Origin of the sequence: Planctomyces sp. SH-PL62 (genome assembly GCF_001610895.1) — a bacterium.
In the GTDB taxonomy this organism is placed as follows: Bacteria; Planctomycetota; Planctomycetia; order Isosphaerales; family Isosphaeraceae; genus Paludisphaera.
On sequence record NZ_CP011273.1, the window covers coordinates 2,709,224 to 2,728,207 of the forward strand.

The 18,984-nt window shown below is 69.2% G+C and carries 13 protein-coding genes; 5 read left to right on the plus strand and 8 right to left on the minus strand.

The window, feature by feature from the left end; all coding sequences use genetic code 11:
* Positions 1-7: 7 nt before the first annotated feature.
* The gene (locus VT85_RS10475; RefSeq protein ID WP_068414374.1) at positions 8-571 is read right to left on the minus strand and encodes an ECF-type sigma factor; all 564 of its coding nucleotides are present in this window, start codon (positions 569-571) and stop codon (positions 8-10) included.
* 447 nt (positions 572-1,018) lie between these two features.
* Between VT85_RS10475 and VT85_RS10480 the strand changes: the two genes are divergently transcribed.
* The gene (locus tag VT85_RS10480; RefSeq protein WP_068414376.1) at positions 1,019-2,074 is read left to right on the plus strand and encodes a chemotaxis response regulator protein-glutamate methylesterase; all 1,056 of its coding nucleotides are present in this window, start codon (positions 1,019-1,021) and stop codon (positions 2,072-2,074) included.
* 71 nt (positions 2,075-2,145) lie between these two features.
* The gene (locus tag VT85_RS29855) at positions 2,146-3,351 is read left to right on the plus strand and encodes a fused response regulator/phosphatase (RefSeq protein ID WP_068414379.1); all 1,206 of its coding nucleotides are present in this window, start codon (positions 2,146-2,148) and stop codon (positions 3,349-3,351) included.
* Positions 3,352-3,585: 234 nt separating this feature from the next.
* Here VT85_RS29855 and VT85_RS10490 read toward each other — a convergent pair whose 3' ends face one another.
* The 3 genes from VT85_RS10490 to VT85_RS10500 all read right to left on the minus strand — a co-directional run bounded on the left by VT85_RS10490 (position 3,586) and on the right by VT85_RS10500 (position 7,150).
* Entirely contained in the window at positions 3,586-4,416 is an 831-nt protein-coding gene (locus VT85_RS10490) for a DUF1080 domain-containing protein (RefSeq protein WP_068414382.1), read from the minus strand.
* Positions 4,417-4,478: 62 nt separating this feature from the next.
* Positions 4,479-5,642: a homoserine O-acetyltransferase gene (locus tag VT85_RS10495; protein ID WP_068414385.1), complete on the minus strand. Its 1,164-nt coding sequence runs from the start codon at positions 5,640-5,642 to the stop codon at positions 4,479-4,481.
* Between the two features lie 218 nt (positions 5,643-5,860).
* Positions 5,861-7,150 (minus strand): O-acetylhomoserine aminocarboxypropyltransferase/cysteine synthase family protein, encoded by a 1,290-nt coding sequence (locus VT85_RS10500; RefSeq protein WP_068414387.1) that lies wholly within the window; start codon positions 7,148-7,150, stop codon positions 5,861-5,863.
* A gap of 616 nt (positions 7,151-7,766) precedes the next feature.
* Between VT85_RS10500 and VT85_RS10505 the strand changes: the two genes are divergently transcribed.
* On the plus strand, positions 7,767-8,783 hold the full coding sequence (locus VT85_RS10505; protein WP_068414389.1) for an acyltransferase family protein: 1,017 nt from the start codon (positions 7,767-7,769) through the stop codon (positions 8,781-8,783).
* A gap of 31 nt (positions 8,784-8,814) precedes the next feature.
* On the opposite strand, the gene VT85_RS10510 is transcribed toward VT85_RS10505, so the two are convergent.
* The 4 genes from VT85_RS10510 to VT85_RS10520 form a co-directional block, all read right to left on the minus strand.
* Positions 8,815-9,387 carry a carboxymuconolactone decarboxylase family protein gene (locus tag VT85_RS10510; RefSeq protein ID WP_197491204.1) on the minus strand — a complete coding sequence of 191 codons (573 nt, stop codon included), beginning with the start codon at positions 9,385-9,387 and terminating at the stop codon, positions 8,815-8,817.
* 458 nt (positions 9,388-9,845) lie between these two features.
* Positions 9,846-9,974 (minus strand): hypothetical protein, encoded by a 129-nt coding sequence (locus tag VT85_RS29645; RefSeq protein ID WP_255376994.1) that lies wholly within the window; start codon positions 9,972-9,974, stop codon positions 9,846-9,848.
* Positions 9,975-10,053: 79 nt separating this feature from the next.
* On the minus strand, positions 10,054-10,467 hold the full coding sequence (locus VT85_RS10515; RefSeq protein ID WP_068414395.1) for a hypothetical protein: 414 nt from the start codon (positions 10,465-10,467) through the stop codon (positions 10,054-10,056).
* A 189-nt stretch (positions 10,468-10,656) separates the two neighbouring features.
* Entirely contained in the window at positions 10,657-13,275 is a 2,619-nt protein-coding gene (locus VT85_RS10520) for a right-handed parallel beta-helix repeat-containing protein (RefSeq protein ID WP_068414398.1), read from the minus strand.
* 1,226 nt (positions 13,276-14,501) lie between these two features.
* On the opposite strand from VT85_RS10520, the gene VT85_RS10525 reads away from it, so the two are divergent.
* Together VT85_RS10525 and VT85_RS10530 are read left to right on the plus strand one after the other, a co-directional pair.
* Positions 14,502-15,713 carry a M12 family metallopeptidase gene (locus VT85_RS10525; protein ID WP_068414405.1) on the plus strand — a complete coding sequence of 404 codons (1,212 nt, stop codon included), beginning with the start codon at positions 14,502-14,504 and terminating at the stop codon, positions 15,711-15,713.
* Positions 15,714-15,763: 50 nt separating this feature from the next.
* Positions 15,764-18,448, plus strand: a complete 2,685-nt coding sequence (locus VT85_RS10530; RefSeq protein ID WP_068414407.1) for a caspase domain-containing protein — start codon at positions 15,764-15,766, stop codon at positions 18,446-18,448.
* Positions 18,449-18,984: the final 536 nt, after the last annotated feature.

The window sequence follows — 18,984 nt, forward strand, 5'->3', positions numbered from 1 at the left end:
GGCGCGGTCAGTCGGGGTGGAGCGCTCGAAAGAGGAAGGCGCGGGCGTAGGCCCAGAGGCGGTCGGCGGAGCGCGGAGAGACGCCGAGGACCTCGGCCGCCTGGGGGAGCGTCAGGCCGGTGAAGTAGCGCAGCTCGACCAGTCGGGCGGCCTCGGGATCGGCCTCGGCAAGCCGGTCGAGGGCGTCGTCGAGGTCGAGCAGGACGAGCGGGTCGCAGTTCTCGGGGGCGGCGAGTACGAGCGGGTCGATCGACTCCCGCGCGCGGCCGCCGCCGTGTCGAGCGGCGAGCTTGCGGCGGGCGTTCTCGATCAAGATCCGGCGCATCGCCTCGGCCGCCGCGGCGAAGAAGTGGCCGCGGCCGTCCCAAACCCGGGCGTCGTCGGGACCGACCAGTCGGAGGAACGCCTCATGGACCAGGTCCGTGGCCTGGAAGGTCTGGCCGGGCCGCTCGTGCGCCAGCTTGCGTGCGGACAGCCGTCGCAGCTCGTCGTAGACGAACGGCAGGAGTTGGTCGGCGGCCTGCGGATCGCCCCGCTCGAGGGCCGCGAGGATTCGGGTGACGTCGGACATGGCGTAGGTCCGCTCGGGACATCGACCCCTGGACCGGCCCCGGCCGCCCCGCCGCCGCCTCACGGCCTGGCCCGCATGGATGGGATGACACCGTCAGGTTAACCGCCGCCCGCACGACGTGACAGCGTGCCCTGGGAGCAACCCTCGATTTCGCACCGTCCCGAGCCCCTGGGCGAGAATCCGGGCCACTTGTCGTCGCCAGGCCGGGGCTGCCGCCGTACCATGACGGCGGCCGCCTCGCGTTCCAACGCCGGCGGCGCCCTTCGCTCGTCCACCAGGATCTCGGCGCACCAGGCCCAGGCTTCTCGGCCCGACGCGCGGCGTCGGCGAACGGGGCGGCCGGGACCTCGCTCGATTTCGGTTGAAGCCCCGGATGGACAGGCAGCGTAGAATAGAGGTCGCGTCTCGAAGGTCGAGGCGTGGCCACGTCGTGCGGGGACTCCATCCATGCGGATCGGCATCGTCAACGATTCGGTGATGGCGCGCGAGGCGCTTCGGCGGGTCGTGGCGTCGGCCGACGGGCTGCAAGTGGCCTGGACGGCCCGCGACGGCGCGGAAGGGGTGCGCATGGTCCGCGCCGATCGGCCGGACCTGGTCCTCATGGACCTGTTCATGCCCGAGATGGACGGCGTCGAGTCCACCCGCCGGATCATGAAGGAGACCCCGTGCCCGATCCTCGTCGTCACGGCCACGGTCAGCGGCCAGATCGACAAGGTCTATCAGGCGATGGGCTTCGGCGCGCTCGACGCGGTGGATACGCCCGTCCTGAAGCCCTGCGGCGCCTGCTCGGGCGGGGGCGACCTGCTCAGGAAGATCGAGACCATCGGCAAGCTGATCGGCAAGTACCAGCCGTGCCGGGAGTCGTGGGCGCCCCCGGCGAGGCCGCCGGCGAGCCTCGGCGGGGCCCCCTTGCTGGTGGTCGGCGCGTCGACCGGCGGGCCGTTCGCGGTGGCCGAGATCCTCAAGGGACTGCCCCGGGGCTGGGACGTCGCCACGGTGATCGTCCAGCACGTCGACGCCTTCTTCGTGGCCGGCCTGGCCGGCTGGCTGAGCGAGCATTCCGACCGCCGCGTCGTGCTGGCCCGCGAAGGGGACCTCCCCACCCCCGGCCAGACCTTCCTGGCGGCCACCGACGACCATCTCGTCCTGTCCGGGGACGGGCGGCTCCGCTACTCGGCCGAGCCCCGGTCGGCCTGCTACCGGCCCTCGGTCGACGTCTTCTTCCAGAGCGTCGCCCGCCACTGGCCCGGCCCCGGCGCGGCCGCCCTGCTCACCGGCATGGGCCGCGACGGCGCCGAAGGGCTGCTGGCGCTCCACCGTCGAGGCTGGCTCACGATCGCCCAGGACGAGGCCACCTCGGTCGTCTGGGGCATGCCCCGCGCGGCCGTCGAGCGGGGCGCCGCCGAGCTCGTCCTGCCGCTCGGCCGCATCGCCGACGCCATCGCCCGCGGCTTCCTCGCGGCCGATCCGACCGGGGCGCAGACGCAGGCCCCCCGACGATGAAACAATAGGACGTCGTCCGTCCACCCACGATACGCGTCAGGTCCGCGCCGAACCGGAGCCCCGGAACCGCCATGAGCACCGAAGCCCCCTTCAGCGAGCACAAGATCACCGTCCTCCTGATCGACGACCAGGCGATGATCGGCGAGGCCGTGCGCCGGATGCTCGCCGGCGAGGCCGACATCGAGTTCCACTCCTGCCGCGACGCCACCAAGGCCCTCGACGAGGCGCTCCGCATCAAGCCGACCGTGATCCTCCAGGACCTGGTCATGCCCGACATCGACGGCCTGACCCTCGTCAAGAACTTCCGGGCCCAGGAGGAGACCCGCGACGTCCCCATGATCGTCCTGTCGACCAAGGAGGAGCCGGCCGTCAAGGCCGAGGCCTTCGCCCTGGGCGCCAACGACTACGTGGTCAAGCTCCCCGACCGCCTCGAGCTGATCGCCCGGATCCGCTACCACTCCCGCGGCTACATCGCGCTTCTCCAGCGGAACGAGGCCTATTCGGCCCTGCAGGAGAGCCAGAAGCGGCTGGCCGACGAGGTCCGCCAGGCCGAACGCTACGTCGAGTCGCTCCTCCCCGAGAAGCTGACGAAGGGGGCGATCCTCACCGACTGGCGGTTCGTCCCCTCCGCCGAGCTGGGGGGGGACTCGTTCGGCTACCACTGGCTCGACGACGACCATTTCGCCTTCTACCTGCTGGACGTCAGCGGCCACGGCGTCGGCGCGGCCCTGCTGTCGGTCTCGGCCATGAACGCCCTGCGCTCGCAGGCCCTGCCCAACACGGACTTCCGCGACCCCAGCCAGGTCCTCTACGCGCTCAACAACGCCTTCCAGATGGAGCAGCAGAACGGCCTGTACTTCACCATCTGGTACGGCGTCTTCCACAAGGGGACCCGCCGCGTCCACTATTCCGGCGGCGGCCACCCCCCCGCCGTCCTCATCGACGGCCCCACGCGCGATCAGGTCAAGCTGGAGATGCTGGAGTCTCGAGGCCCCATGATCGGCGCGATCACCGACATGGAATACGCCTCGGCCGAGACGACCCTCAGCCCGTTCGCGAAGGTCTACCTTTTCAGCGACGGCGCCTACGAGATCGAGCGGGCCGACGACACCCTCTGGCCCTTCGGCGAGTTCATGGAGTTCATGGGCCAGGGCCCCTTCGACGACCCCGCCGCCCCCAAGATGGACTCCCTCATCGCCCACGCCCGCGCCCTCATGGGCCGGGACGACTTCGCCGACGACCTCTCCATGGTCGAGCTGACCTTCCTCCCCGAATGAGGAGGAAGGGCGTCGACGTCGTCCCATCCATACTTCCCCCCTCGCGGGGGAAGGTGGCCCGCAGCGCCGGATGAGGGGGAGGACCAGCGCGAAGACCGTCGGCGTTTCCAGCGGCCGGATCGCAAACTCCGACGGCTTCCCGGCTCGTCACCCCCTCGTCTGACCCCTGCGGGGTCTGTCTTCCCCCGCGAGGGGGGAAGACCGTCATGACGCGAAGGATCGATGCCTGCGGGTTCAGTCCTGGTCTTCGGCCTTGAGGGGGCGGATCCAGATGTTGCGGAAGCGGACGGGGTCGCCGTGGTCCTGGAGGACCAGCGGGCCCTTGGGGCCGTGCTGCTGGTAGCGGCCGAGGTCGCGGAAGGCGACCGCGCCGTAGATCTCGGCGTGGTTCTGGACGACGACGCCGTTGACCAGGACGGTCACGTAGGCCGGGGTCTCGACCGAGCCGTCCCCCTTGAACCTGGGGGCGGTGAAGAGGATGTCGTAGGCCTGCCACTGGCCGGGGGGCCGCACGGCGTTGACCAGGGGGGGGTGCTGGCCGTAGACCGCGCCGGCGTGGCCGTCGGCGTAGGTCGGGTTGTTGAAGTTGTCGAGGACCTGGATCTCATAGCGGCCGAAGAGCATGACGCCGCTGTTGCCGCGTCCCTGGTCGTTTCCCTTGGGGGGGTTGGGGGCGGCCCATTCGATGTGGACCTGGCAGTCGCCGAACTCCTCGCGGCTGATGAGAGTCCCCGCGCCTCCCTTGGCGACGATCGCGCCGTCGGCGACCTCCCAGCGGGGCTCGCCATGGTCGCCCCGCCACTTCGACAGGTCCTTGCCGTCGAAGAGGACGACGGCGTCGGACGGGGCCTTGCCGGGGGCGTCGTCGGTGCTGGGGGAGCCGGGGGTGACGACCGGCGGGTGGGGCCGATCGGCGTCGTGGACCCGCCACTTGTGCCCGGGGAGGTACGGCGTGTCCTTGTAGCCGGGCTTGTGGGCGTCGTCGACGACGGCGTAGTAGCCGAAGGCCGAGGCCCCCGCGACGAGCGTCGCGGCGAGCATGAGGGCGGGGCGGCGGAGGGTCATGAAGGAGGCTCCCTGGGCTGGATCGATCGGGCGGGACTGGATCCGGCGATGGCCGGGATTAGTCAGTCGTCGCGGTGGTTGAGCACCTCTTGAATATGAGGGGTGAACAGCCGCGGTTCCAGTAGGAAGGCGTCGTGGCCCTTGTCGGAATGGACGGTGATCCAGATCACCGGGACCTCGGCCTGCTTGAGCAGCCGGACGAGCTTCTCCTGGTGTTTGCGCTCGAACGTGTGGTCGTTGTCGATGCTGAAGACCAGGAACTCCTGGCTCCCGCAGCGCCGGAAGACGTCGCGGAGGTCTCGGGCGCCGGTCTCGCCGACGAGGTTGAACCACTGCCAGGCGTCGAGGATGCGGAGGTAGCTGTTGGCGTCGAACCGCTTCACGAACTTCTGGCCCTGGTGGAGCATGTACGACTCGACCGGGTGGTTCATCTCGTACCAGCCGTGGGGGGGCTTCTGGCTGACGACCTCGCTGCGGGCGCGCATCCGGAGGGCGTCGGGCGAGATGAACGTCTTGTGGGCGATCCGCCGCGCCAGGGCGAGGCCGACGTCCGGGCGGGCGCCGGCGTAGAAGTCGCCGCCCCGGAAGTACGGGTCGGCCTCGATGGCCGTCACCTGCTCGAAGTTCAGGAGCCGCTGGTCGATGGTCGTCTCGACCCCCGTGCTGAGCGGCAGGACGAAGTGGACCCGCTCGGGGTGGATCGCCGCCGTCAGGAGCGCCATGAACCCGCCGAGCGACGGGCCGACGACCGCGTGGAGCTTGCCGATCCCCAGGTGGTCCAGGAGCTTCATCTGGGACTCGACCACGTCGCGCATCCGGAGGACGGGGAACGTCGAGCCCCAGGGCCGTCCGGTCGCCGGGTCGATCGAGGCCGGGCCGGTGGAGCCGTAACAGCCCCCCAGATAGTTGGCGCAGATGACGCAGAACTTGTCGGTGTCCAGCGCCTTGCCGGGGCCGATGAAGGGGTCCCACCAGCCCTCGTGCATCTCCTCGGTCCAGCGGCCGTCGAGGCCGGGGACGTCGGGGTTGCGGCCGGCCGCGTGCTGGCTGCCGGTCATCGCGTGGTACAGCAGGATCACGTTCGACCTGTCCGCGTTCATCCGCCCGTACGTCTCGTACGCCAGCGTGAATCGCGGCAGGGGGTCGCCCACGCACAGGCGGAGCGGGGCCGCCGGGTCGTCGAACTCGAAGAATTGCGTCCGGGTTTCGGTGAGGGCTTGGCTCATGGAGATGGGGTCGCGGACGGTGACTCAGGCGGACTTGCTCCCCCCTTGGCGGGAGGAAGGGGGCCGAAAAGGCCGGACGAGGAGGGTCGCCGAGGCGGGCGGATCGAGGAGTCGCCGCCTCCCGCGAGTGTGGGGAAGCGCCCGGCGACGGCTCGTTCCCCCTCCCGCCTCTCGCGAGGGGGGGAGGGGGCCTCGACGTTCCGAACTCGGGGCCGCGATCAGGGGCAGGCGGCCTCGAGGGCCTGGTCGATGTCGGCGAGGATGTCGTCGATGTGTTCCAGGCCGATCGACAGGCGGACGAGGTCGGGGGTGATGCCGCCCTCGCGCTGCTGGGCTTCCCCGAGCTGCGAGTGGGTGGTGGAGGCCGGGTGGATGGCCAGGCTCTTGGCGTCGCCGACGTTCGCCAGGTGGGAGAACAGGCGGAGCGAGTCGATGAACTTCCGGCCGGCCTCGCCGCCGCCCCGGATGCCGAAGACGACCATCGAGCCCCCCTTGCCCGCGAGGTACTTCTTGTTCAGGTCGTACATCGGGTCGCCTTCCAGGCCGGGGAACCGGACCCAGGTGGCCTTGGGGTGGGCGCTGAGGTGCTTGGCGACGGCCAGCGAGTTCTCGCAGTGCCGCTCCATCCGCAGCGGGAGGGTCTCGATCCCCTGGAGGAACATCCAGGAGTTGTCCGGCGCGATGCACGCGCCGAGGTTCCGCAGCGGCACGGTCCGCATCCGCAGGATGTAGGCCAGCGGGGCGAGCGCCTCGGGGAGGTCGAGGCCCCAGCGCAGGCCGTGGTAGCTGGTGTCCGGGATGGTGAACAGCGGGTGCTTGCCGCCGGCCCAGTTGAACTTGCCGGAGTCCACCACCACGCCGCCGATGCCCGTGCCGTGGCCGCCGAACCACTTGGTCAGCGAGTGCACCACGACGTCGGCGCCGTGCTCGATCGGCCGGGTCAGGTACGGGGTGGAGAAGGTGGCGTCGACGATCAGGGGGAGGCCGTGGTCGTGGGCGATCTTGGAGACGGCCTCCAGGTCGGTGACCTCCAGGGCCGGGTTCGACACGCTCTCGCAGAACAGGGCCCGCGTGTTGCCGTCGATGGCCTTGGCGAATTCGTCCGGGTCGTTCGAGTCGACGAACTTCACCTGGATGCCCAGCGTGGGCAGGATGTCGTGGAACTGGGTGTAAGTGCCGCCGTAGAGGTTCCGGGCGGAGACGATGTTGTCGCCCGCCTGCGCCAGGTTGATGATCGAATAGAAGATGGCCGAGGTCCCCGAGGCGACCGCCAGGCCGGCGGGGGCCGGCGCCCCCTCGAGCATCGCCACGCGCTTCTCCAGCACGTCGGTCGTGGGATTCATGAGCCGGGTGTAGATATTGCCCAGTTCCTTGAGCGCGAACAGGTTCTGGGCGTGCTCGGCGCTCTTGAAGACGAACGAGCTGGTCCGATAGATCGGCACCGCCCGCGAGAGCGTGGTGGGATCGGGCTCGGAGCCGCCGTGGAGGCAAATCGTCTCGAGTTTCATGAATTCGACCGGGTGCGGATGGGCGCCGGACGGCTCGCGACGGGGCGAGGTCCGGACGCCGGGGCCTGGATCGGGGACTCTCCAACGCGCCGCGGCGCGGCCGCTCGCCGGAAACCACGGATCATGAATTAGAGCCCAACCGCCCCCGCGATTCCAGACCGTTCCCGGCGGAAGCGTCGGCCCGAACCCGCGCGACCGGGGTCGGACGGGGCCCTCGGCGGGACGCCGTCCGCCCCTCCGGGCCCCTCGATTCGTGGGTGGATCACGCCCCGAAGGCGTGGGAAGAGGCGTGGGGAAAATCTCCGACCGGCGGCCGGGTCGATCCGGGTCGACGCCTACTTGCTGGAGCCTTCGCCAATCGAAAACGGGCCCGAACCGGCGTCACGGGCCCCGACGCTTTTGCATTGACGCCCGGCTCGGAGCCGCCTAGACTCGCGCCGACCGATAACCAAACAAACACAATTTCTCGCGTTCCTCGGAACCCGACCGCGGCCGCCGAACCAGGACGGCGCCGCCCGACGTCGAGCCTCCCCTTTGCGAGCGGCCCCCCCCGAGGCGGCCCGGCGAGGCTCCATCGCCCCTGAAAACGGACCTTTCATCAGAGGGACGAGGACTCATGATGAGTTCCAACGAGTTCACGCTCAGGCGTTCCGCCGCGCCCCGGGAGATCCGGGGGGCCTACTCGATCGAGCGGGCGACGGCGGCCGTGGACGCTCGGGAGCGGGTCGCGGGCTTCGACGTCCTCCGCCTGGGCGCGCTGCTGGCGATCGTCTGGTTCCACACCGGGGCGCCCGGCGCGGAGTACACGGCCTGGCGGCTGCCGACGCTGGCGATCATCTCCGCCACCCTCGCCGCCGGCCGCGCCGAGCGCCGGCCGCTCCCCCAGCAGATTCGCAAGACCGGCGCGAGGCTGCTGCTCCCCTGGCTCTTCTGGTGCGGCGTCTACGGCGTCGTCGAGCTGGCGACTTACCTGCGGCACGGCACCTCCATCGTCGACGAGTTGGGGGGCCGGGTTTTCCTGACCGGGACCTCGGTCCACCTCTGGTATCTCCCCTTCGCGTTCGCGATGATCCTCTTCATCAACCTGGCCCGACGGCTGACCGCCGGGGTCCGGCCGACGTACGCCTGCCTCCTCCCCGCGCTGCTGGCGGTGCTCTCGCTGGCGGTCCTCGCGATCGACAGGCCGTATGAGGGGGACGTCGGGACGCCGGCGCCGCAGTGGCTGAGGTGCCTCCCCGCGGTCTTCCTCGGCCTGGCCGTCGGCACGGCGACCCGGCACGCGAGCCTCCGGCGCTCGGGCGTGATCGCAGTCGTCCTGGTCAACAGCGCGGCCTGCGCCCTGATCGCGATCCGGTTCGACGACCCCCTGGCCGTCCGCTACGGGCTGGCGATGCTGCTCGTCGCCCTCGCCTCGACCTGGCGGTTCGAGCCGCCGCGATGGGTCGCCGCGGCGGTCGGCATGGCGATGGGGGTCTATCTCGTCCACATGTCGATCCACCGATTGGTCTACGCCGTGTCGAACCGGCTGCCGACCCCGGACCTTTCGCCGGCCGCGCACGCGGTGGTGGTGATCGCCTTCTCCTTCGCCGCGGTCTGGGCCCTCTCCCAATCGCCGCTCAAGCGGTTCGTCTGAGTCGGGAGGCGAACGGGGCGCGTCGTCCCGCTCAGTCCCGGCCGACCCCCAGCGCGTCGGCCGTGCGGTTGATCGAGTTGAACCAGGACGCGATCAGGGTGATCTGGAGGATGCCCCGATCGTCGAAGCCCACGGCGCGGAGCCGGTCGTGCCAGGCGGGCGTGATCCGGGTCGCGTCCCTGGTGACCTGGACCGCATAGTCGAGCATCGCCCGCTCGGCCTCGGTGATCGCCGCGTTCGCATAGTCTTCCTGGAGCCGCCGGACGAGCTCGTCGTCCAGCACGACCCGGCGGAGGAACTCCGCATGGGAGGCCGAGCAATACCGGCAGCGGTTCGTGACCGACACCATCAGCGCGATCATCTCGTGGTCGCGACGCGAGAGCGGCAGGTCGGCCGCCATCAGCGAGCCGAACGTCGCGAACGCGTGATACAGGGCCTGCGGGATCAGGGTGTGCGCGGCCACGATCCCCGGCATCGCCTCGTCGATCCCCCGGATCGGCCCGTCGTACTCCGCCGGATAAAGCGCATGCTGCGCCGCCATCGCCCCCGCCAATTCCGCGTCCGCCTCCGCTTCTTCCCGCCCGATCGTCCGAATCCAGGCCATCTCGCCGACGCCCTCCATCAGAAACAAAGACCGCCCCAGCCCCCTTCACAATGGAGAAGGACATGCTGACGCAATCATCCCTTCTCCTCTGGTGGGAGAGGGCGGCCGAAGGTCGGATGAGGGGGACCATGATCGCGGACGAACCGAAGAGGCGACGGCTTGCGTACTCGGCTCCCCCTCGTCCGGCCCTGCGGGCCACCTTCCCCCGCGAGGAGGGAAGGGCGTTGTGGTCCGGCCCCGGATTCGGGCGACCTCCTCAACGGTCTTCCCCCCTCGCGGGCGAAGACCGTCAGATGAGGGGGTGACGAGCCGGGAAGCCGTCGAAAATCGCAATTCAGCCCGAGTGTCCGCCGACGGTCTTCGTGCTCGTCTTCCCCCCTCGCGGGGGGAGGATTTCGGTGAGGGGCCGAACTTGGAGGCGACGGTTCTCAGGCTCGCGTCCCCCGCGGTCGCGCGGCTCAGAACAGGAGGACGACGAGGGCCAGCAGGCCGCCGACGATGACGCCCAGGCTGCCCAGGCGGGTCACGGCGTCGTCGGGGAGGAGCAGGGCGTACTCGAACGAGTTCAGCTTCGCGGCGTTCTTCATGATCGATCTCCATGCATCCGGGATCATCGGGCACAGGGCGCGAATCGGGATGGGACGGCGAGCGGGGAGCCCGCTCGGATCAGGAAGGACGTCGGGGGGGGTGGAACATGCGCGAGGCCTCGCCCGATGGGTCGAGACGCTCATCCGAAGGGTGGAAGCGACGAGGGCCGAGGGCGGGCGCGGCGACGAATCCGGATGAGGGGAGAGCCTCGCTCCGCGCGGAGAGGGGTTCGAAGCCGCCGGCGGGAGCCGAGGAAGGGACGTTGTTGGAGCAGGAAGGCCCCGAACAATGGGGGACGCCGTCCTCGTGTTCGGGCGTCGCCGCCGAGCCCAGGATCTCCAGCGCCGCCAGCGCGTGCGACCGCGAGGTCGGGGCCGCCGCCATCCCGCACCTGGCCTCGACGGCCCGAGGCGCGAGCAGGAGCAAGCCCAGGAACGCGAGGAGGAACCTCGGTCCGGAGCGTCTCCCAGCCTGGACGGATGGCGGCTTCATACGGGACGACCTCGATCCTGGCGAGTGGCGATACCCGCCGACGATTCGATCGTGAGATGCCGAGAACGGCGACGACTGAGCGGAGAAATGCACGGCTTGCAGGGCAATATACCGAGTCCGACTCGCGCGTCGCAAGTCGACGATCCGATTTAAGCCGATTTTCTCCGCCGCGCCGCGCGACGCCGGAATTCAAGGACGAACGTTCAGTTCCAGGTCGTCCAGGTGGACGGCCGTGGGATGCTCGGCCGGGCTGACGAAGCCGACCCAGTCGACCGTCTTCCAGCCGGGAGGGCAGGGGAGGTCGGCCAGCCGGAGGGGCTCCGCGCCGGGGCGGGTGACGGCCAGGCTCCAGGTGGCCTCCGCGTCCCCTTCGGGCAGGCGGGCCTGGATCTCGACATGCAGCCAGGTCCCGGCGGGGACGTCCGCCACCTCGCGGCCCGCCACCTTCAGCTTGCCGTCGGCGATCCAGACGCTCGGGCCCGCCCGGTACGGGCTCGCGCCGTCGCGCCACTCGTGATAGAAGACCGCGCCCGGCTCGGCCAGGACGGCGAAGGAGCAGGTGGCGAGGCCGCTCGCGTAGTGCGGCGCGTAGTAGAAGTGCGGGTCGAAGCCGTTCTTCAGCCCCGCCGCGTCGGCGATCTTCAGGCTCCGCCGACCGCTCGCCGCCGTCTCCTCGGTCACCGTCACCAGCTCGGGACGGCCCCCGTGCGAGAGCGTCGCGGACTCCGGCGAGTAGCCGGTCGCGCTCGGGGCGACGGCCTCGAAGTCCTCCGAGACCGAGAGCGGCGGCGGCTCGGGCGCGGGCTTCGACGGGGGCAGGGGGGCGTCGGCCTCGGCCCGCCAGGCGCCCTTCCCGCGAACGCCGGCCTTCGAGGCGTCGAACGGCTTGAACCCCAGGGCCGGGGCGGGGCTCCCCGGCTTCAGCCGGAAGTCATGCGCCCGCGGGTCCACGAACAGGGGGTCGGCGATCCGCGAATGCTCGTCCTGCCCGGTGGCCTTCCGCCACTCCTCCAATGACTTCCCGGCGAACGTCACCTCCGCGCCCGAGGCCTCGTAGTAGAGGTTCGAGTCCAGCCGGAAGTTCTTCCCGTCCGACCAGTTGCCCGTCAGGAGCGGTCCCCCTTCCCAGTAGACGATGTTGCGCTCGAAGGTGAACGAGAGGTGGTCCTCCATCCGGCTCCGCATGACCTGGCCGTACTTGCTGAACGCCAGGATGTTGTTGCGGACGACGTTCTCGCGGCCGTAGTGCTGATGATAGCTGCCGGTGGTCGTGTTCCAGACGAGGTTCCCCTCCAGGACGATCCCGGTCGACCCCTCGTCGTTGTACAGGCCCCAGCCCCCCGCGCCCGACTTGTTGTAGGAATCGACGTCGTGGATGACGTTGCGGCTGACGCTCGTCCCCTCGGAGAGCCCCAGCGTGTAGACGCCCCCCATGTCGCTGAGGACGTTGCGGCCGAGGTGGTGCAGCCGATTGTCGTCGATCGCGTTCCGCTTGCAGGCCGTCGGGCTGTAGCCCCACGACCAGCCGACGGAGACGGTCGTATAAAAGCCGTCCGCGATGTCGTTGTGCGTCACCGCGTTGTCGCTGGACTGGCCGATCCAGACGCCGATCGCCCCCGGGAACCAGCGGCCGAACCCCCGGATGATGGAGTCGTCGACCGTGATCTTCCCCGTCGCGTGCCCGGGCTTCGCCGGCATCCCCGTCTCGCCGATCCGCACGCCCCCCGCGCCCAGGTCCACCAGCGCGCAGTGCTCGACCTTCGAATCGGTGCAGCCGCGACGGAACCAGACGCCATAGATCCCGATATGTTCGATCCGGCATCCCTTCAATTCGACCCGACGCGCCCCGTCCACCATGACCACGGCCGGGATGCTCACCGCGGCCTGGGGGTCGCCGTGGCCCTCGGGCGGGAGCGAGTAGGCGGAGTGCCGGAACGTCAGCCCCCGGAACGCCAGGTCCTCGACGAACGCCCCCCCGTCCGGGTCTCCCTGGATCGCCAGGAAGCCCTCGGCGACGGGCGCGACGAATCGAGACTTGCCGATCTCCTCGCCCGGGAGCGGCTTGTAGGTCAGCGTGCCGTCGCGGTCCAGGAACCACTCGCCGGGCTGGTCGAGGGCCTCGCGGAGGTTCTCCAGATGATAGCGCTGATTCGCTCCCCATTTCAGGAAATCCCAGGGGGCCGGGCCGGTCAGGTCGACCTGGCCCGTCGCGGCGTCGACCGCCGCGACCCGGTGCCGCGAGACCTCCCACGAGTGGTAGACCACGACGTTGACGTCGCGGATTTGCTCCGGCGACAGCCCCGCCAGCGGCTTGAGGTCCTCGCGACGCCCCACGAACGACCGCTTCGGGTCGGGCGCCCCGGCCTTCCTCATATAAAGATATCCCTCGTCGGGCGTCCGCGCCCGCGTGGCGCGTCGGCCGTTGACGTACAGCTGCTCGAACGGCCGCCCGTCGGCGACCCTGGCGACCCACAGGCCGTCGGGCGTCTCGCGAAACCCGCCGATCTCCCGACCGCCGTCGAGGACGACCTCCGCCCCCGGCTCGGCCTCGTACGCGACGGCCCCGTCCTGGGGCCCGAACGCGACGGGCTCCGTCAGCCGATACGTCCCCGCCGCGAACCGGACCACGACCGGCTCGCGCTTCCCCTGCACCCCCTTCCTCATCTCCCGGACGCGGTCCCGCGCCGCCTGGAGCGAGGCGACCGGGCCGTCGGGCGCGACGCGCACCACGGCCCCCGGCTGCGCCCCGGCGGGCGTCGCGACCAGCAAGGACCCCAGGGCCAGCAAGACGGATCGGCGGAGAAGCATGGGAAAGGCCTCCATCGACAACCGGCCGCCCGACGCCGCGCGGCCCCCACCCTCGGGAGCCCCGGCCGGCGGCCCATCTCGCTGCGACTCTAACGCGCCCGATCCGCCACCCCTAGCACCATCCTCGACCGTCCCGATACTCCTCTCACGCTTTCCCCGCCCCAAATTGGGTTCGTTCGACCCCGGACGACAACCAACCCATCCGACGCAACTACTCCCAAATCAAAGCCTTTACGACGAACAACCGACTCCCCAAATTGGCTTTGTTCGGCGATTTTCGCATGCCGCCGCGTCAAGCTCCCCACTCCAAGCGATCTCCCGCCCCCGATTGGCTTCGTTCGCACGCCCTCCGGGACGGCCCCAAACAATGCAACCAGATAACCCAAAACCCTTAACGTCGACCCAACGGCCTCCAAAATTGGCTTCGTTCGGTCATTTTCACCTCTCGCCGTCGACTCATCCGAAGGCCGATCCAGACCTCTGCCCGTTTCCCGACCGACCGACGAATGACCAAAAACCCTGTCCCGGCGCGCAAAGCCCCAAGAATACGATGCCTCCCGTTCGCAGACTCCGAACGCGGAGCCCGTCATCCCACGTCAATTTCTCCTCGGATCCCCGCCCACATACGCAACGGATCGGCGGCCCACCCCCTCTCAGGGCCAGCCGAGCCGCCGCCGTCGACGGCGAAACTCCCGAGCGTCCGAAGCCCTCCTCCCCGTAGATCCAGGCCCGTGACGCCATAACGGCACGTGCGCACAACCGATTTCGTGGATGATCAGCGAATGCGGCGTGGCTGCCGGAAGCACCTCCTGGACCTACGATCCGGCCCTAAACCGCCGGGCACTGTCCGTCGACTCTCGCGCCAGACCCCCACAGCCACCCCTAGCCCTGACCCGCCGATGCAGCCAGGCCACCATCATCGGGAACTCGGCAAATCTGCCGAATTTCGTCAAACAGAGCCGAATCATGCTTGACCATGGCCATAAATCACACTATCCATAACAACCACTCACATTCTATTTGCTAAACACGTGGGAATGGAGGTTCATCCGATGGGTCATGGCGAGGAGAGGTTGGGCCTACAAGAGGGCGACTTTCAGCCGGTGGCCTGGGGCGTCCATCGGAGGCGGGTCCTCCAACTCGGCAGCTTGGCGGGCCTCGGTCTCATCTCGGGCGGTTGGGCTCAGGATGGAGAAGCTCTCATTGCTCCATCGGACACGGCGGCCTTGCCCTGGGCGGACGTGCCGACGCCGAAGTCCTCCGTCTGCGGCAACACCCCCTTCGGCGGCGCGAGTTACGTCGGGATCCCCGGCGTTTCCCGCCCGAACGACCTCGGGCCGGGCGAGGGCACGAAGGCCCTGTTCGACCTGGAGAAGGCTTGGCCGATCGGCCAGCCGATCGTCGTCAAGTTTCTGAACGGCCAGACGCTCCCGGACGGGCGGACCGACCACTGGGGCCTCTTCGTCCACCAGAAGGTGCGCGAGATTGCGAAGACCTGGTGTGATTACGCGAACGTGACGCTGGAATACGTGGACGCCGGCCCATGCCACATGACGGTCAATTTCCGTCCCTTCGTGGACCAGCGCGGCAGGCACGACTACGGCCTGTTCAATTCCTTCATCGGCACGGATTGCTTCGAGTTCAAGTCCAGCGTCCAGTCCATGAACCTGCTGTTCTCGCCCGAGATGGACATGTGGGATCCCGGCTTCCGGGACTCGGAGTTCGACAGGTTGATCCTGCACGAGTTCGGGCACGCCCTGGGCCTGGTCCATGAGCACCAGAGGCCCGACCGCCCGATCGTGTGGATGCAGGCGCTCTACCCCTACGCGAAGAGCCGCTGGAACTGGGACAGGCAGACGGTCGACGACCAGATCCTCCGTCTGGCGGGGGGAGGCAACTTGGCGGGGACGGCTTTCGACGTGAATTCGATCATGATGTACGAATACGGCCCGACGCTCGCCTACTACCAGAAGGAGGGGGCCCCGCCGAATACGCCGGACTTCGCGAGACCGTTCTCCACCAACCGGAACACCGCCCTGAGCGCCCTGGACAAGGTCGCCGCCGCCGTGAGCTATCCTAAGCCCGGGACGCCGCGGATCGGCGAGGAAGTCCTCACCGTCGACGCGCGCGACGGCGCGATCGCGGAGGCCGGCCAGGTCGCTCCGTTCTCCCTGACGTCCGACGCCTCGGGCGCGGCGACGATCGTCGTCGAAGGTCCCATGCCCGCGCTGGTCGGCTTGATGAAGACCCGGAATGGTCGCGACTCGCGGGGCAGCCTTGCCAACATCGCAGCCGCGGCGGAGCCCGGGCCGGGCGAGGCGGGCGTGACGCTCAGGGCCACCGGCCTCGAGCCGAACAAGCAGCATTTCGTCGAGGTCCGCCATCGGAAACCCATGCGGAGTCCGTCGGACGGGGCGTTTCGAATCAAGCTCGCTTGACCGGTCGGCGTGACGGCCCCGGTTGCCCCTACCTGGAGAGGAGCCTGGCCATGAACAGCAGCGATCACGGTCCGAGCGCGTGGGCGAACGTCCTGGACCGACGTCGATTCCTCGGCGCCTCGCTCGCGTCGGTCGGGCTGCCGACCCTGAGCATCCGGGTGCTGGGCCCGAGGGTCGGGGCCGGCGAACAACCTGCGGCGCCCGCCCCTCTCCGGGCCCGAGCCATCGTGATAGGCATCAACAAATATGACAACGCCAAACATTTGAAGAACCCGGTCCGGGACGCCTGCTCGTTCGCCGCATGGCTGGTGGAGAGGGCGGGCGTCCAGGCCGGGGACGTGGCGCTCCTGATCGGCCCCGAAGCCGGAGCGAGCGCCGGCGTGCCGGTCGGGATCACCCCCCAGCCGGCCACCCGGGCGGACATCGTGAAGACGATCTTCGATTTCCCGTGCCGGGCCGGCGAGCGCGAGCGGCTGTACTTCTTCTACTCGGGGCACGGGATGGCTTTCCAGCCCTGGAGCATCCGCCCGGGCAAGCTCGCCGAACAAGAAGCGATCGTCCCGAGCGACTACGGGGAGATCGAGCCGCCCCCCCTGCTGGTCAACTGGATCCTCGACGTGCTGCGCGCGTCGAGTTTCGTCGAGCAGTTCTTCTTCTTCGACGCCTGTCGGAGCCTCGCGAAGGTCGACGGGACGGCGGGCGTGCGTCCCAAGTGCTCGGGCGCCGTCCGGGTGCCCGTCCAGTACATCGCATTCTCCACGGCCCCGCGGGAGGAGGCCTCCGATCGGGAGGGGGGGGCCTTCTCCCCCCGACTCATCGAGGCGCTGACTTCGGCCAAGGGCTCGTCCGCGCTGTTCGACTCGTGTCGCGAGAGATACCTCGTGCGCTGGGAATCGCTGACCGGCTACCTGTCCGACAGCTTCATGCGCAATCCCGTGGATCTCGGCATGAAGGACGGGAAGGTCATCAACCAGACCCCGGAACGCGATATCATCCGAGACCTGGGCGGGGACAGCCCCATCCTCGCCGAATTGGCCCCGGAGGTCGTGTCCAAGGTCAAGATCGCAGTCGACGTGCAGCCGCCGGCGATCCGCCAGGACACCCGCCTCACGATCATCCGAAAGGCGACCGGCTGCCCCCCGACCGACGAGGTCGTCGTCGACCGCGTCAACGTCCCCGTCGGGGAAGACGACCTTTACGAGATTTATCTCCTCCCCGGCAATTATGCAATGATTGCGGAGATCCACGGGGGAGCGGACCGCCTGTTCAAGACATTCTTGACGTTGGTCGAGGATCAGACGATACCGCCGTTCGACTTCGCCAGGCCCGTGATCGCCCTGGCCCCGGAGGCCCCCCTCGTGGACCCCGGCTTGCATGGCCTGGTCGCCTTCCCGGCGGACGACGGCCCGATGGCCGCCCCGGCCAAACCGTTGGGAGAGGGGCCTCCATCGCCGCCCAAACTGCTGGGAGAGGGTCCTGCATCGCTCGTCGTGAAGTCGGACGACCTGTTCGGGCAGATCGAATTGCTCGACGCCGGCGGGACCGCGGTTCGATGGCCGGACGGTCGTGCTTGCACGGCGCTCGGCGAACTGAAGGCGACCAACCTCAAAGCAGGGCTCTATCGCGCGCGATTGCTCTCCCAGTCGGACGGCGATAGGGAGAAGCTGGTGCAGGTGTCCCCGGGGACGCACAATGAGATATTCCTCGGCGAGAGGGACGTCGCGATCCCGGCCGCCTTCCCGACCGACTTCGATCGGATCGAGATGGGCCTGGTCGAGGACGGCGCCGACCTCCCGATCCTCAAGCAGACCCTCGAGCGTCCCATCAAGCCGCTCAGCCCCCTAACCATGCTGGTGCAGCAATTGCGCGAGGCGGAGCAGGATCGGCGGGTCGCGAAGACCATCCGAGACGGGCTCGGAATGGGGCCCTTCCGCGGCCCGCAGGGGCTCCGGGTCTTGCTGGCGGCCTCCTCGGGACGACAGCCCGCCCCGTCGGACACCCTGAACGACTTCAGGCTCTCGCTGGGCGGCCTGGACGGGGGCCTGGAAGCAGTCCGGGTCGAACCCTCCAAATTGGAGGGCCTGGGGGTCATCGCCCAGGTCCTGGAGCCGGGTCCCTGGCGACTCCGGATCGATCGGGAGTCGAACGGCGAGACGGTGACCCTCGCTCTGGTCGTCCTCAAGGACCGCGTCACCGAGGTGACCCTGGAGCGACAGGAATCCGGCCGGGTCGCCATCTCCCAGTTCGCCCCGCTCAGGCGCCGCGGCACGCCGGCCGACGCCGCGACCCTCTACAAGCTCGAACGACTTGAGGCGGCGTTGCAGACGGGGCCCGAGCGTTCGGCGCCCGCCCTGGTAGGAAGGCTGATCGGCGCCGCCGAGTTCGACCCGCTGATCCTGGCCCTGGCGGCTTTACTGACGGAATCCGGGGTGCGATTCGAAACCCCGCGGTCCATCGGCGGGGAAATCGTCGAAAGGTTCCCGGAATTGCCAGATGGGCACGTGCTCATGGGAACGGAGGCCGAGAAGGCCGGCAACCTCGACGCGGCCCGCGCCGCCTATGTCGCCGCCCTGGATCGGGGGCTTCCGATCCTCCAACTGTTCCTCGAACGCCTCGACGACGGGATTCGGCGTCTGGAAATCCCCGACCATCGCCATCTGGAAGCCCTGCGACATGCAGCGGCGAACCGGATCCCCGGCATGCTCTGGAGCGCCTGGCGAGCCTCGCGAGGCTGAAGAATCCCGTCGGAACGCACCTTTTCAAGGATCCTGGAAGGTTAGCCCGATCGCGGCAAACTCGGCCAGGCCTTGCAAAGCTCCGAAGGAAGGGCACCCAGCCTCGACGGTTAGCGACGGCGTACGAGGGACGTTGAACCTCGTCAGACGCCGGGCGGGCGTTGCTGGTCATATTGGACAGGCACCAAATCTTGGATAGATGAGGATTCTGCGGCGATCTCAAGCCCGCCCAGGTCGCCTGAATTCCCCTCGTCGGGTCCCTGTCCAACTTAAACGCCTTACGCGATCCGGGGGAAGGAATTGGCGCAGGCCCCCCGGACGCTCCGGCGGCCCGATCATCCCTGCGAGTGCCACGCGGCGGCACAGCTCAAACGATCGCGAGAGCCTGGGAGCATCGGCCGCGCATGGGGGTCAGCTCGCGGGACGGGCTTCGCAGAGTGACTGTGCACCAATCCGGAGGGCCACCGGCAGCGGCGCAGGGGATGATCTCGGGTGAAACGGGCCGGCCGATGGGGTCGGCGAGGGAGGCCCCGCTT

Excerpts from the sequence above, each read along its gene's own strand:
- VT85_RS29645 (WP_255376994.1), bottom strand. The coding sequence starts at position 9,974 with ATGAAGAACGCCGCGAAGCTGAACTCGTTCGAGTACGCCCTGCTCCTC.
- VT85_RS10495 (WP_068414385.1), bottom strand. The coding sequence starts at position 5,642 with ATGAGCCAAGCCCTCACCGAAACCCGGACGCAATTCTTCGAGTTCGAC.
- VT85_RS10500 (WP_068414387.1), bottom strand. The coding sequence starts at position 7,150 with ATGAAACTCGAGACGATTTGCCTCCACGGCGGCTCCGAGCCCGATCCC.
- VT85_RS29855 (WP_068414379.1), top strand. The coding sequence starts at position 2,146 with ATGAGCACCGAAGCCCCCTTCAGCGAGCACAAGATCACCGTCCTCCTG.
- VT85_RS10480 (WP_068414376.1), top strand. The coding sequence starts at position 1,019 with ATGCGGATCGGCATCGTCAACGATTCGGTGATGGCGCGCGAGGCGCTT.
- VT85_RS10530 (WP_068414407.1), top strand. The coding sequence starts at position 15,764 with ATGAACAGCAGCGATCACGGTCCGAGCGCGTGGGCGAACGTCCTGGAC.
- VT85_RS10505 (WP_068414389.1), top strand. The coding sequence starts at position 7,767 with ATGATGAGTTCCAACGAGTTCACGCTCAGGCGTTCCGCCGCGCCCCGG.
- VT85_RS10490 (WP_068414382.1), bottom strand. The coding sequence starts at position 4,416 with ATGACCCTCCGCCGCCCCGCCCTCATGCTCGCCGCGACGCTCGTCGCG.
- VT85_RS10520 (WP_068414398.1), bottom strand. The coding sequence starts at position 13,275 with ATGCTTCTCCGCCGATCCGTCTTGCTGGCCCTGGGGTCCTTGCTGGTC.
- VT85_RS10475 (WP_068414374.1), bottom strand. The coding sequence starts at position 571 with ATGTCCGACGTCACCCGAATCCTCGCGGCCCTCGAGCGGGGCGATCCG.
- VT85_RS10510 (WP_197491204.1), bottom strand. The coding sequence starts at position 9,387 with ATGGCCTGGATTCGGACGATCGGGCGGGAAGAAGCGGAGGCGGACGCG.
- VT85_RS10515 (WP_068414395.1), bottom strand. The coding sequence starts at position 10,467 with ATGAAGCCGCCATCCGTCCAGGCTGGGAGACGCTCCGGACCGAGGTTC.